Origin of the sequence: Streptomyces sp. NPDC053069 (assembly GCF_044546895.1) — a bacterium.
Lineage (GTDB): Bacteria > Actinomycetota > Actinomycetes > Streptomycetales > Streptomycetaceae > Streptomyces.
This window is the reverse complement of record NZ_JBITZN010000017.1, coordinates 97,458-110,764: the sequence shown is the minus strand read 5'-3', so window position 1 is coordinate 110,764 and position 13,307 is coordinate 97,458. Positions and strand designations below refer to the sequence as shown.

Annotated in this window: 13 protein-coding genes and 1 pseudogene; 8 read left to right on the top strand and 6 right to left on the bottom strand. The window is 71.3% G+C overall.

All coding sequences use genetic code 11. The features are described 5' to 3' along the window. Positions 1-20: 20 nt before the first annotated feature. Together mshA and ACIGXP_RS32445 are read left to right on the top strand one after the other, a co-directional pair. Positions 21-1,358 carry a D-inositol-3-phosphate glycosyltransferase gene (gene mshA, locus ACIGXP_RS32450; protein WP_399774476.1) on the top strand — a complete coding sequence of 446 codons (1,338 nt, stop codon included), beginning with the start codon at positions 21-23 and terminating at the stop codon, positions 1,356-1,358. Then, positions 1,351-1,854, top strand: coding sequence for a YbjN domain-containing protein (locus tag ACIGXP_RS32445; RefSeq protein ID WP_363213695.1), 504 nt, complete (start codon positions 1,351-1,353; stop codon positions 1,852-1,854). The genes mshA and ACIGXP_RS32445 overlap by 8 nt, the downstream gene beginning before the upstream one ends. 20 nt (positions 1,855-1,874) lie before the next feature. Here ACIGXP_RS32445 and ACIGXP_RS32440 read toward each other — a convergent pair whose 3' ends face one another. After that, positions 1,875-2,342: a hypothetical protein gene (locus ACIGXP_RS32440; protein WP_399774473.1), complete on the bottom strand. Its 468-nt coding sequence runs from the start codon at positions 2,340-2,342 to the stop codon at positions 1,875-1,877. Positions 2,343-2,492: 150 nt separating this feature from the next. Then, positions 2,493-3,302, bottom strand: a complete 810-nt coding sequence (locus tag ACIGXP_RS32435) for an AraC family transcriptional regulator (protein ID WP_363213697.1) — start codon at positions 3,300-3,302, stop codon at positions 2,493-2,495. Positions 3,303-3,351: 49 nt separating this feature from the next. Here ACIGXP_RS32435 and ACIGXP_RS32430 point away from each other — a divergent pair, with 49 nt between their 5' ends. Further along, positions 3,352-3,777 (top strand): DUF2000 family protein, encoded by a 426-nt coding sequence (locus ACIGXP_RS32430; protein ID WP_399774470.1) that lies wholly within the window; start codon positions 3,352-3,354, stop codon positions 3,775-3,777. A gap of 19 nt (positions 3,778-3,796) precedes the next feature. Here ACIGXP_RS32430 and ACIGXP_RS32425 read toward each other — a convergent pair whose 3' ends face one another. Beyond that, entirely contained in the window at positions 3,797-4,270 is a 474-nt protein-coding gene (locus ACIGXP_RS32425; RefSeq protein WP_363213699.1) for a carboxymuconolactone decarboxylase family protein, read from the bottom strand. 515 nt (positions 4,271-4,785) lie between these two features. Between ACIGXP_RS32425 and ACIGXP_RS32420 the strand changes: the two genes are divergently transcribed. From ACIGXP_RS32420 to ACIGXP_RS32410, 3 genes are all read left to right on the top strand, one after another. Then, entirely contained in the window at positions 4,786-4,995 is a 210-nt protein-coding gene (locus ACIGXP_RS32420) for a hypothetical protein (protein ID WP_399774467.1), read from the top strand. A gap of 123 nt (positions 4,996-5,118) precedes the next feature. Further along, positions 5,119-7,353, top strand: coding sequence for an FG-GAP repeat domain-containing protein (locus ACIGXP_RS32415; RefSeq protein ID WP_399774464.1), 2,235 nt, complete (start codon positions 5,119-5,121; stop codon positions 7,351-7,353). Between the two features lie 98 nt (positions 7,354-7,451). Continuing rightward, complete coding sequence (locus ACIGXP_RS32410; protein WP_363213702.1) at positions 7,452-7,682, top strand: hypothetical protein; 231 nt, start codon at positions 7,452-7,454, stop codon at positions 7,680-7,682. A gap of 110 nt (positions 7,683-7,792) precedes the next feature. Here the strand turns inward: ACIGXP_RS32410 and ACIGXP_RS32405 are convergent, their stop codons facing one another. Then, the gene (locus ACIGXP_RS32405) at positions 7,793-9,043 is read right to left on the bottom strand and encodes an MDR family MFS transporter (protein ID WP_399774461.1); all 1,251 of its coding nucleotides are present in this window, start codon (positions 9,041-9,043) and stop codon (positions 7,793-7,795) included. A 150-nt stretch (positions 9,044-9,193) separates the two neighbouring features. Here ACIGXP_RS32405 and ACIGXP_RS32400 point away from each other — a divergent pair, with 150 nt between their 5' ends. Beyond that, positions 9,194-9,955, top strand: a complete 762-nt coding sequence (locus tag ACIGXP_RS32400) for a phosphoglyceromutase (protein WP_363213704.1) — start codon at positions 9,194-9,196, stop codon at positions 9,953-9,955. 259 nt (positions 9,956-10,214) lie between these two features. Here ACIGXP_RS32400 and ACIGXP_RS32395 read toward each other — a convergent pair. Continuing rightward, positions 10,215-10,382: pseudogene (locus tag ACIGXP_RS32395) on the bottom strand (site-specific integrase); the annotation flags it as partial. A 405-nt stretch (positions 10,383-10,787) separates the two neighbouring features. Beyond that, the gene (locus tag ACIGXP_RS32390; RefSeq protein ID WP_399774457.1) at positions 10,788-11,804 is read right to left on the bottom strand and encodes a hypothetical protein; all 1,017 of its coding nucleotides are present in this window, start codon (positions 11,802-11,804) and stop codon (positions 10,788-10,790) included. A gap of 608 nt (positions 11,805-12,412) precedes the next feature. Here ACIGXP_RS32390 and ACIGXP_RS32385 point away from each other — a divergent pair. Then, positions 12,413-13,303, top strand: coding sequence for a GAF and ANTAR domain-containing protein (locus tag ACIGXP_RS32385; protein WP_399774454.1), 891 nt, complete (start codon positions 12,413-12,415; stop codon positions 13,301-13,303). The last annotated feature ends 4 nt before the right edge of the window (positions 13,304-13,307 follow it).

The following is a 13,307-nucleotide window of genomic DNA, read 5'->3' as shown; positions in this document are numbered from 1 at the left end:
GCAGCAAGGAGGACGGCCACGTGAGCCAGTACGTCAGCAGGCTCGGGCGACGCTCCCCGTCGGCCGCGTCACGGCTCCGTCTGCTCCGCCGGCCCCGACGGGTCGCGATGCTCTCCGTGCACACCTCTCCGCTCCACCAGCCCGGCACCGGCGACGCCGGCGGCATGAACGTCTACATCGTGGAGCTCGCCCAGCGGCTCGCCGCGATCAACATCGAGGTCGAGATCTTCACCCGGGCCACGGCCGGCGGCCTCGCGCCCACGGTCCAGCTGGCCCCCGGCGTCCTCGTCCGGCACGTCGACGCGGGCCCCTACGAGGGCCTGGCCAAGGAGGAGCTCCCGGCCCAGCTGTGTGCCTTCACCCATGGCGTGATGCAGGCCTGGGCCGGTCACCGCCCCGGCCACTACGACCTGGTCCACTCCCACTACTGGCTCTCCGGTCACGTCGGCTGGCTCGCCGCCCAGCGCTGGGGCGTGCCGCTGGTGCACGCCATGCACACGATGGCCAAGGTCAAGAACGCCAACCTGGCCGACGGCGACACCCCCGAGCCGGCTGCCCGGGTCATCGGCGAGACGCAGATCGTGGCCGCCGCCGACCGGCTCATCGCCAACACCGCGGAGGAGGCCGACGAGCTGGTACGGCACTACGCCGCCGACGCCGCGAAGGTCGCCGTCGTCCATCCGGGCGTCAACCTCGACCGCTTCCGCCCGGCCGACGGCCGCGCCGCGGCCCGCGCCCGCCTCGGCCTGCCCAAGGACGCCCTGATCCCGCTCTTCGCCGGCCGCATACAGCCCCTGAAGGCCCCGGACGTGCTGCTGCGCGCGGTGGCGGTGCTGCTGGACGAGCGCCCGGAGCTCCGCTCCCGCATCCTCGTCCCGGTCGTCGGCGGCCCGAGCGGCAGCGGGCTCGCCAAGCCGGAGGGCCTGCAGAAGCTCGCCGCCCGGCTCGGCATCGCGGACGTCGTACGGTTCCGCCCGCCGGTCGGCCAGGAGCAGCTCGCGGACTGGTTCCGGGCCGCGTCCGTGCTGGTCATGCCGTCCTACAGCGAGTCCTTCGGGCTGGTCGCCATAGAGGCGCAGGCGGCCGGTACGCCGGTGCTCGCGGCGTCGGTGGGCGGGCTGCCGGTGGCCGTGCGCGACGGCCGCACCGGCTTCCTCGTGGACGGCCACAACCCGGCCGACTACGCGCGCGTGCTGGGCCGCTTCGCCGACGAGCCGTCCCTCGCGGCGAGCATGGGGGAGGCCGCCGCGCGCCACGCCCAGTCCTTCGGCTGGGACACCGCGGCCGCCGCGACCGCCGACGTCTACACGGCCGCGACCCAGTCCCACCGCCGTCGCGTACGCTCCCACCATGGGTGATGGCGAGAAGGCGGTCGGGCAGGTCCTGGAAGCTGTCCTGAAGGACGCCGAACTGGAGTGGGAGAGCCCCGAACCCGGAACCTACGTGGTCAAGCTCCCCGGCACCCGCAAGCTCTCCACGACGGTCTCCTTCCTCGTGGGCCGCCACTCCCTCTCCCTGAATGCCTTCGTCATCCGGCACCCCGACGAGAACGAGGCGGGCGTCCACCGCTGGCTCCTTGAGCGCAACCTCAAGCTGTACGGCGTCAGTTACGCCGTCGACCGCCTCGGTGACATCTATGTCACCGCCCGCCTGCCCCTCGCCTCCGTCACCCCCGACGAGATCGACCGTCTCCTCGGGCAGGTCCTGGAAGCGGCCGACGGGGCCTTCAACACCCTTTTGGAGCTGGGGTTCGCCTCCTCGATCCGCAAGGAGTACGCCTGGCGCGTGTCCCGCGGCGAGTCCACGCGCAACCTCGACGCGTTCAAGCACCTGATCGAACGCCCCGCCGACTGACCGCGGGGCGTTTCAAAGGCTCAGGACGGGTCCGGCTCCGGCTTGCCGTTCCCGCCGCGGTGGTCGAGTTCGTCGGCGAAGGCCCGCAGGGCGTCGGCCAGTTCCTTCTTGGTCGGCAGCTGGTCGACCTTCTTGTCCAGTTCCGTGATGCGCCGGTTGAGCTCGTTCAGGTCGGGCGGCGTGGAGGGGTCGCCCGAGGGCGTGGGGCCGCTCGGGCTCGGATCGGTGCCGCCGGTGCCGCCTCCGTCGGTGGCGCCGCCGGTGCTGCCCGAGCCCGCGGTGTCGCCGCCGGTGCTGTCCGCGCCGCCCGAGCCCGAGCCGGCCCCGACGGACGTGCCCCCGGAGACGGTGTCCGGCGGCAGGGAGCTCGTGACGTCCGGCTCGGGACGGGGGTCGTCGTCCGAGGGCGCCGCCAGAGCCACGCCGACGCCGAGGGCGACCAGGGCCGCGGCACCCGCGAGGGCGGTCGAGAGGCGTCTGAGCGGCACAGAGCGGGTCTTGGTGGATGAATCGCGAGGAGTCTGTGGTTCCTGTGCTTCTTGTGTGTCATCCATGGGGGGAGGTTAACCAGGAGTGATCTCCGGACGGAGGTCTTCCGCCGATCCACCCGAAGGAGGGCGGCAGCGGCCGGACGACGCTCAGCGCGGGCCGCGCCGATAGCGCCCCGGTGGCACCCCGACCAGCTTCCTGAAGTGCCGGGTGAGATGAGCCTGGTCGTAGAACCCGGTCACCGAGGCCACCTCGCCCGGTGCCAGCCCGTCCAGCAGCAGCCGCCGGGCCCGCCCGACCCGCCGCGACATCAGGTACTGGTGCGGGGCGATGCCGTACGCACCGCTGAACGCCCGCACCAGATGGGCGGGATGGGCGTGCAGCAGACGGGCGGCCTCCGCCAGCGGGACACCGTCGACGACACGGGCGTCGAGCAGCTCCCGCAGCGAACGGGCGAGAACGGGATGCGGACGGTGCGCCGAGGCGGCCCTCCGGTACAGATGGTCGCGCAGTCGCTCCCCGACGAGGGTCAGCCTGCTCTCCGCCTCCAGTTCGTCACCGGGCCGGGCGAGGGCGGAGTGCAGCTGCCCGACGCGCCGGCGCAGCACGGGATCCCGCAGGTCGGGCGTGTCGACGGCGCGTCCGATGAGATCGTCGCCGAGAAGGCTGCTGTCGAGGTAGACGACCCGCTTGCGGAAGCCGTCGGGCGTGGCCGGCGAGCCGTTGTGCGGTACGTGCGGCGGGAGCAGGCTGACGGTGTCGTGCGGGGTGCCGTGCTCGTGCCGGTCGAGGTCGTAGCGCACGGCCCCGTCGTCCACGATGAGCAGCGTCCAGGCGTCATGGACGTGCATCGGGTAGGCGTACTCGGTGAAGCGGGCGTGGAAGACCTCCGTCACGCCCGGGACGCGGGGGCGCCACGCGCTGACCTCCTGCCGGGTGCCGTTCTGCCGGGCCGCCACGCAAAGAACGTACAAGACGACGCCGTACGACGCCCGGCAGTCTCATTCCATGAGCGCTGAACCCATCCGTTTCGACACGAAGATCGCCGTCCTGCTGCGCGAGGACCTGGAGCCCTGGCAGCGCCTGAACGTCACCGCGTTCCTGGTCAGCGGCCTCGGCAGCCAGGTGCCCGAGGTGGTCGGCGAGCCGTACGAGGACGGGGACGGGGTGTCGTACCTGCCCATGTTCCGCCAGCCGGTGCTGGTCCTCGAAGGCGCGAAGGAGACCCTGAAGGCGGCGCACGGCAGGGCACTGGGCCGCGCCCTGCCCCGCGCCGTCTTCACCTCGGACCTGTTCGCCACCGGCAACGACCGTGACAACCGCGCGGCGGTCCGGGCCGTACCGACGGCCGGGCTCGACCTGGTGGGGCTGGCGGTGTACGGCCCGAGGAACGGGGTGGACAAGGTACTGAAGGGCGCACGCATGCACCCGTGACCCGGCCGGCCGCCGGCCCTCAGCCGAACATGCCGGGCACGTAGTCGCCGGCGGGCTGCTGGACGAGGACGTTGACGCGGTTGTAGGCGTTGATGAGGGCGATCAGTGCGACGAGGGCGGCGAGCTGGTCCTCGTCGTAGTGCTTGGCGGCGTTCGCCCAGACCTCGTCCGGGACGCCGCCGGCCGTGTCGGCGATCCGGGTGCCCTGCTCCGTCAGCTCCAGCGCGGCCCGCTCGGCGTCGCTGAACACCTTGGCCTCCCGCCAGGCCGCGATCAGGTGCAGCCGCTGCGCCGTCTCCCCGGCGGCGGCCGCGTCCTTGGTGTGCATGTCGAGACACATCGCGCAGCCGTTGATCTGGCTGGCCCGGATCTTCACCAGCTCCTGCGTCGCGGCCGGCAGGCCGGAGTCCGAAACCGCCTTGCCCGCCGAGTTGATGTACTTGAAGAACCTGCCGGAGACAGGGTTCTCGAAGAGGTTCAGACGAGCGTCCATGATCTGCTCCCGTGTGGTCTCAGGTGTTCCGCGCCTGGTGGCTACACCTCTCTGACGGAACGATCCGGGGAGATGTGACACGGCCGCCTGTGACGCGCGCCATACGCGCCCAGTGCACTCGGACGGCTCGCCCGCCGGCCCCCCGAGAGACCTCGCCCAATCTGCACAGCGCGTACGCAACTGCCGGAACGGTGGGTTCCGTTGGTACGGAGTTGTCCCGGTCGGTGCGGCGCCGGCAAGAGCTGTGGGCCGCCCGTGTGCCCCGGTGTGTGGAGAAGCTGCCCCGAAAGCGTGACCGTGCCCGCACGGTTCGGTCACCCGGCGCGGCCAACTGGCCCGGGCCGGACGTCGGTTGGCTGGATGCCCGGAGCGCTCCGTGATTTGATCGCTCGCGCCGCCGGGATCGCGCCACGGTGTCCTGAATAGGACGGCGCACGCCTGCGGCCGCGGCCCACCGTCTGTCCCCAGCGGGGCCGCTTCCCCTGTGGACCACCCATGCGAAGGGCAGTTTCCCCATGAACTCCGCTCACCAGGTTCAGACCCTTGAGATCTCCGACGCCGACCTCGACACCGTCGCCGGCGGCCTGAGCCCCGAGGCCAGCCTCACCCTCGACTCCACCACCCTGAGCAGCGCCGGCGTGCTGTCCCAGCTCGACGCCGTCAAGGGCGAGGCGCTGGGTGCCCTCGGCCAGTCCCACCAGGTCGGCTTCAACGCCGCCCTCTGATCCCTCGGATCAGCGCACCGAGCCCCCTGCCGGCGGAGAAGTCCCGGCAGGGGGCTCGGTCGCTCCGGTCATATAAGATCCATGCACTTTTCTTACCAAGACTGGCGCCTGGGGGACCGGATCGTGAACTCGTATGTCTTCAGAGGGGCTTTCGCGCTCGTACTGAGCGGAAGCCTGGCGGGGGCCCTGCCCGCGCTGTCCGCCGAGGCGGCGACGGCGACCACCGCGGCTGGGACGACGGCGGGGACGGCCACGGTGGCCACCGATCCCGTACAGCCCGGCGTCTGGGGCGCCTCCACCGAGCTCGCCGCCGACGCCCAGCACACCCTCCGGGGACTGCAGGCACGCGCCGACGGCGCCCTCGTCGCCCTGCGCGACCAGCCGCAGGACCCCACGCAGACCGCGGAGATCCGCCGGGTCACCGTCGAGGTCCGCCCCGCGGGCACCACCACCTGGGCCGCGCCCCAGACCCTGTCCACCGCCGCCTACGGCGACAGCACCCTCGCCCCGCAGGCCGACGGCTCCTTCATCACCTACTGGAGCGAACGCCTCCCGGAGGGCAAGAGCCTGCTGAAGGCCGCCACCCTGGCGCCCGGCGCCACCCGCTGGTCCGACCCGACCACCGTCGCCACCCTCTCCGCCTGGTCCGAGTACCCCGTGGTCTTCGGCAGCGCCACCGGCCGTCTCGGCGCGGTCTGGGCCGTCCGGATCACGGGCGGTTACGAGCTGCACACGACCGAGCGGACGGCCCCCGGCGACGCCTGGTCCGAGCCCACCGTGCTGGACACCGTCACGAGCGACGTCGAGGACGGAAGGTACTTCCTGACCGGACTCGACGCCGCCACCGACAAGGCGGGCAACGCGGCCGTCGCATGGAACCTCGACGACCGCCCCCGCGACGGCGACAGCGCCACCGGCCCGGACGGGCCCTCGTACTCCTCCCGGATCATGGAGCGCAAGGCCGGCGCGACCGCGTGGGGCACCGCCGAGGAGCTGACCCCCCTGGCCGGTACCCAGCCCGGGGCGCTCCGCCTCGACGCCGACCCGGCCGGCGGTCTCACCCTCCTGTGGGCGAGCGTCGACGGCCCCGTCCGCTTCGCCCGCAAGGCCGCCCCCGGTGACGCATGGAGCGCCCCCGAGCAGACCGGGCTCACCGGCTGGTACGCCCCCCGTGCGCTGCCCCGCCCGCTGACCGCCTCGAACGGCGACATCACCGTCGTCGGTGCCGCGGCCAAGGCGGTGATCTCCACCACCCGCTCCGCCCGCACCGGCGTGTGGGGCGCCGTCGAGCAGGCCGACGACCGCCACCCCCTGGGCTCGGCCGTCAGCTCCGGCATCGCCTCCGACGGCACCGTGCACGCCGCCTGGAGCGTGTCCCTCGGCAACGGCTCGTACCGCTTCGTCGCCGGCTTCCGCACCCGCGGCGGCTGGGCGGCGCCGAAGACGCTGGCCACCACCACCGGCAACCGGACCGTCGGCGGCGCCCTCGCGGTCGCGGGCACCCGCCCCACCGCGCTCTGGTACGACAGCTCCGCCCTCGGCGGCCCGCTGCACGCCGTCTCCGGCACCACCCGCCCGCTGCCCCGCGCCCGCGACTACGGCGACGACCGCCGCGCCGACGTGCTCGGCCTGAGCGGCACCACCCTGACCCGGTACGACGGCGACGCCGCGGGCCACCTCGCCGCGGGCTCCGTGCACAGCGGCGCCGTCACCACCGGCTGGCCCGCCGGCACCCGGTTCACCGGCTTCGGCGACCTGAACGGGGACCGCCTCAACGACGTCCTCGCCGTGCTGCCCACGGGCGAGGCCCGTATGTACGAGACCCCGGCGGGCCGACTGCCCGCGCCGGCGTCCCCGTACAAGAGGACCAGCAGCGACTGGCGCGGCTACGACGTCCTCACCACCCCCGGTGACCTGACCGGCGACGGCCGCGCCGACCTGCTGGCCCGCTCCGCCGCGACGGGTGACATCTACCTGTACGCCGGAGGCGGCAGCGCCGGATTCGCCGCACGCGTCAAGATCCGGTCCGCCTGGAAGGGGTACACCCGGGTGATCGGCGCCGGGGACCTCGACGGCGACGGACACGGGGACGTGCTGGCCCTCGACGGCTCCGGCGAGCTGTGGCGCTACAACGGCACCGGCACCGGCAGGCTCGCCGACCGCGTGCTGGTCTTCCGCGACTGGGGCAAGAGCTACCGCCAGGTGCTCGGTGCTGGCGATCTGAACGGCGACGGCCGGGCCGACCTCCTCTCGGTCGACTCGGACGGCGTGACCTGGCTCAACCCGGGCACCGGCCACGGCGGCTTCGGCGGCCGGGTCCGCGTCGGCTCGGGCTGGACGGGCCGCACCCTGTCCTGACGGGCCCCTATTCGGGTGCTTGTGTGCACGTCAACGCTTCTTGCGCGGGGGCCGGCGGCATACCTCTGACGATCACACACCGATCGAAGGAGATGCTTATGCGTGTACGTGCCGCACTCGGCGCCATCGCTCTCGCCGGGACCGTTCTGCTCGGAGGCGCGGCCCAGGCCATGGCCGACGACAACGACGACATGGGTAACGTCGGGGTCGAGTCCGGGAGCAGCGCGCCGGCCACGTCCGATGCCGACCAGGGCATGTCCGGCATGGACCAGGACATGCCTGAATTCGGCAAGGTCGGGGGTATCTTCGACCGGCAGTTCGGCCACTGACGGCGGGCCGTACCTTCCTTCCGCGCCCACGCCCCGCACCGCGATGCTCGCGGTGCGGGGCACGGGCCGGCTTTCGGCCCGGGCCGACGCGAGCGGTCGCCCCGCACGGCTCACACTTCGGTGACCTGGACGGAAGCGGACGGCGGCGGAGCCGGAACCGGCGTCTCGGCCGGCAGTCCGCGCATGAGCACGCCGTATCCGGCGCCCGCGACCGTCCCCACCACCGCACACATCCCCCACAGCCACTCCGGTCCCAGCCGGTCGATGACCGCGCCGGACATCAGCGGTGCGACCAGGGCGGCGACGGACCAGGACAGGGTGTAGACGCCCTGGTAGCGGCCGCGCCCGTGCACCGGGGACAGCCGGACCACGAGCCCGGTCTGGGTCGGGGCGTTGACGATCTCGGCGAGGGTCCACACGCAGACGGTGAGCGCGAAGACGCCGACGGAACCGGCGAAGGCGGTGAGCCCGAAGCCGTACCCGGCGAGCACCGAGGAGACCACCAGCAGGGTGCGCGGGTCGCGGTGCTCGATGAAGCGGGTGACCGGGATCTGCAGGGCGACGATCAGGATGCCGTTGACGGCGATGGCGAGGCCGTAGTCCGCGGGCGAGAACCCGGCCCGCCCCATGGCCACCGGCAGCCCCACGGACCCCTGCTGGAAGACCAGCGCGACCAGGAAGGACAGCCCGACGACGGCCATGTACCGCCCGTCGCGCAGCACGGTGCCGAGGCCGACGTCGGAGCCGGCCTGCCTGGCCGTGGCCGTGGGCCGCGACTCGGGCAGCTTGAGGAAGACGACGAGAGCGCAGACCGCCGTCATCCCGGCCTCGATCAGGAAGCCGGCGCGATAACTGAACTCGGCGATGAACCCCGCGGCCGTGGAGGAGACGGCGAAGCCGAGGTTGATGGCCCAGTAGTTGAGCGAGAAGGCCCGCACCCGGTCCTCGGGTCGCACGATGTCGGCCATCATCGCCTGCACGGCCGGCCGGGAGGCGTTGGAGGCCATGCCGACGAGGAAGGCGACGGCGGCGATGGTGACGGGGTCGCTCATGAAGCCGAGCAGCGCGACGGAGGCGGCGGTGGCCGACTGGGCGATGAGCAGTGTGGGCCGCCGTCCCAGCCGGTCGGCCATGACCCCTCCGCCCAGCGAGGAGACGACCCCGCCCAGCCCGTGCAGCGAGGCGACGAGACCGGCGTAGGAGGCCGAATATCCGCGGTCGAGGGTGAGATAGAGGGCCATGAAGGTGGCCACGAACGCGCCGAGCCGGTTGACGAGGGTGCTGGTCCACAGCCACCAGAACTCACGAGGGAGTCCGGAGACGGTCTCCCGGGCGGCACGTCTGAGACGCGTGGCGGACATGACAAGACCCCCATTGGTAAGTGGCTCACGTGGCAAGCACAACTTACAGACGGCGGCCCTCGGGGGCCACTCGATTAACAGATGCCGTCAACCGTCCACCCACTGACCGGGCCGGGCAGGGCGGCGAACCCGTGGATTACGCTCTTTGCCATGGCCGACGCACCGTACAAGCTGATCCTCCTCCGCCACGGCGAGAGCGAGTGGAACGCGAAGAACCTGTTCACCGGCTGGGTGGACGTCAACCTGAATGAGAAGGGCGAGAAGGAGGCAGTCCGCGGTGGCGAGCTCCTGAAGGACGCCGACCTCCTCCCCGACGTGGTCCACACGTCCCTGCAGAAGCGCGCGATCCGCACGGCTCAGCTGGCCCTTGAGGCCGCGGACCGCCACTGGATCCCGGTCCACCGCAGCTGGCGCCTGAACGAGCGGCACTACGGCGCGCTCCAGGGCAAGGACAAGGCGGCGACGCTGGCCGAGTTCGGCGAGGAGCAGTTCATGCTCTGGCGCCGCTCGTACGACACCCCGCCCCCGCCGCTCGCGGACGACTCCGAGTTCTCCCAGGCGAACGACGCCCGCTACGCGACCATCCCGCCGGAGCTCCGCCCGCGGACGGAGTGCCTGAAGGACGTCGTCCAGCGCATGCTCCCGTACTGGTACGACGGCATCGTCCCCGACCTCCTGGCCGGCCGCACGGTCCTGGTCGCGGCCCACGGCAACTCGCTCCGCGCCCTGGTCAAGCACCTGGACGGCATCTCCGACGCCGACATCGCGGGCCTGAACATCCCGACCGGCATCCCGCTCTCCTACGAACTGGACGCCGACTTCAAGCCGATCACCCCCGGCGGCACCTACCTCGACCCCGAGGCGGCCGCGGCGGCGATCGAGGCGGTCAAGAACCAGGGCAAGAAGAAGTAAGCCCGAACGATCAAGCCCCTCACCTGCGGTTTCGCTGCGGGTGGGGGGCTTTTCGATGCCCTGGGGCCGTCTGTGGGCCGTCAGGTGCATGATCGGGACGTCAGGTGCGTCGGCGCCAGCGGCGGATGCGGATGTCGAGGACGATCAGCAGAGCCGTGGGGATGGCGATCCCGGCGGGGGCGTTGGCCCAGAGGGCGAGTGTGCCGCCGGCCGTACCGATGAGTGCGATCGGTAGGTCACGAGGGCGGATCTCGCCCACGCGCTCGGGCATTCCGGCCCGGACGGCGAAGACCCGTTCCGGCGTCCAGGGCACGACGCGCCTGTCGTCTACGGCCGGTGGCCGGACCGAGCGGGCGGCGCACGGGTTCCGGGGAAGGTGCCCGTCATCCACGGCCGCGCTGAGGGCGGCGCGCACGTTGGAGTAGATCCACACGGCAAGCGGCCTGGAGTCCGGCACGCCTACCGGGCGGCGGGGGCCCTGCAGTGAGCCATCCCCTGTACGAGACCACCCTCGCCCAAGACGAGCAGGTCCTGGGGGACACCCACCCCGACACACTGATCAGCCGAAACAACCTCGCTCATACGAGCCGCCAGAGCTGTACAGCGGAGAAGTACAGCAACCTCAGAAGCCGACCATGGCCAGTGACGACTACGAAGGGCCGAACGATGACCCTATAACCCCCATTGACCGATCTCTGTAGAGCTACGGATCAGAAGGTAGCCGTGCCCCACGCGTGCCCGATCGAGCGGGAGACCACGGGAACACCGGGCAGTCACGGTAGCCGGACACGCGAACCTGGCAGGCACCAAGCCGTGACCGGTCATCGGGTTGTCAGTAGTGCCACCGATTAGCGCCAGCCTCATAGTCGCAGGTGATCTCACGCCCTGCCGCGTCCGTGGTCGTCTCCCCCATGTCGATGCTCCGGCAGAACTCGCCGGCGTGATAGCAGTTACCGGCGTTGGATCGGATGTCGCACAACTGCGTCGTGGTGGAGCTGCCCGATGCGGGCGAGCTGTCAGCCGTCGATGTACTTCCGCCCGAGCTGGGGTCCGTACTGCCCTGCGAGGACGTGTCGTGATGAGAGTGGGGGCGCGGCGGCGATGCGCACGCCTCGTTCGTTTTCAGAACCGAGAACGTGACAGTCCCGGTGCTCTCGGCACCAGCATCGGGCCATTGCGAGCACACCTTCCAGTTGCCGAGGTGAGACGGACTACGGTTCAGGTCGCTCAGGTCTGTGTAAGTCACCGGCCCGACGTGGTGCTTGCGGGCGTCCGCCACAGCCTTTGCAAGGTTCCAGTGCTGGTAGTCGCTCACCGGCTTCGTCGGAGCCGGATTCAGTGAAGGCGACGGAGACACGGAGGATTCGACCGAGGGAGATGCAGTCGCGCTGGGCGACGCTGTGGGCTTGGCGGACGCGGCCTGGACCTGGTCACCGTCAGCGCCCCCCGCGCCGATGGCGAAGCAAGCCACAGCCCCTACCGCCAAGACTCCATAGGCCAAGAGGCGCTTCCTCACCCTGTTGTTCGCGCTCTGGGCGGTGTTGGATTCGAGGAGCTTCCCGTTACGGACATGCCCGACAGGCCGCTCCCGTTCCACCTTCGGGCGAAGCGGCGGGGGCGGCGTGATGCGTTCGGGGATCTTGACCTGGATGGATTGTGCGTTGCGTTCGGGGATCTCGTCCTGGGTGGACGGGTTGTTGCGTGAAAACCAGTCGGAGAGACGCGCCTTCATCTCTGCGCGGCGTGTTTCCCGAGCCTCCTGCTGCGCCTGCTGGGGATCGAACCGGCGGGACCAGTCACTCTTGTGGCAACGCGAGCAGTTGGAAACACCTTCGCCGTTGACGCGCATCAGCCGACCTACGCCGTGTCCACAATGCGGGCACGTGTGCCTCACTTCAACCATGCTCCCCCTCCTGTGACCTGCACATATTAGGGCGCACTTCAACGTCGTTCCGTTTGGGCGGCCAGTGGTTCGTCAAGGCGGCGATGGCGATGGGCAATGCCGGGTCGCCTCGGCGGGCTGACACCGCTCATGTGACCCATGGCTGACCCATGACTGGGCCGTCCGACACCGCTCAACAGTGGCCAAGGACGACCAACGACGACCATCAGGCGCACGAGCCCACCCTCCCCGAGCAGGGAAATCCCAGCTCACCAAGATCCCCGACAAGACCCAGCATCTGGGAGTCGAGAGTGGCGCGCGACCTGGTGTGTCCAGGCTGCGGACAGGACTGGCTCCACCCGTACCGCTTCAAGGCGGATGGGACGCGCTTCTTGCTGTGCATGAGTGCGACTCACTCTGGCGGCCCCACGAGACGGCAGGCAGCGCCCAGGCGCACTTTCTCGACGATGTCGTCGCAGCACGCCTCGATGTCGAGGGCAACCCGTGGAGCGATCGTGTCTGGGCCGACGTCATCGAGCCGGCGCCCGATCTCCAGCGCTGATGACCGTACGTCGGTGTCGGAGTTCCGTCCTTCGAGGACCGGTGCGTCAAAAGAGCGGTACGTCAATCGTCCCAAGCTGGGCACCCGGGACGTGGAGATGATGACCATGTCGCCCGAGCGGTCGAAGGGACCAGCCGGTGGCGGGGTGCCGGCGTACGGGAAGGAACGGTTGCGGGTCACCGAGACGCTCGCCGCCGCCGCGCGGTGCACCGACGACCCTCAGCAGGTGCCGGGCGCGCTGTGCACGGCGTGCGTACGGCTGCTGCCGATCGGCGGGTCCTCGGTGTCGATCTCCGGCGGCAAGGGCGTACACATCACCTGGTGCGCCAGTGACCGGGTCGCCGCCCGGCTCGCCGAGCTGCAGTACACCGTGGGGGACGGACCCTGTCAGAGCGCTCTCGACCGGGGCGCCCCGGTCGTCGCGGCCGACCTCACCGGCGGACCCGACGCCCTCCGCTGGCCGATCTTCGCGCACGAGGCGGTGGCACTCGGCGTGCGCGCGGTCTTCTCGCTGCCGCTCGGTGTCAGCGGCGCCGCGATCGGCACCCTCGACCTCTACAGCGAATCCGTCGGCGGGCTGGCGGAGCCGGACATGCGGACCGCGCTGTGGGTGCGGGACGCGGTCGCCTACGCGCTCATGAGCCTTCAGACGGCCGGCCTCGACGGCGCCGAGGAGGACACGGAGAACGAGGTGGCGTCGTGGCTGGCGGCCTCCGAGGCCGACCACACGGAGGTCCACCAGGCGGTCGGCATGGTGATGGTGCAGCTGGACCTGGACCCGGAGCAGGCCCTGGACCGGCTGCGGGCCCGCGCGTACGCCGACGGCCGCACGATCAGCCAAGTGGCCCGCGAGGTCCTGGCCGGCAGGCTCCGCTTCGAAGGCGCCGGATCCGCCGGCCGATGACACA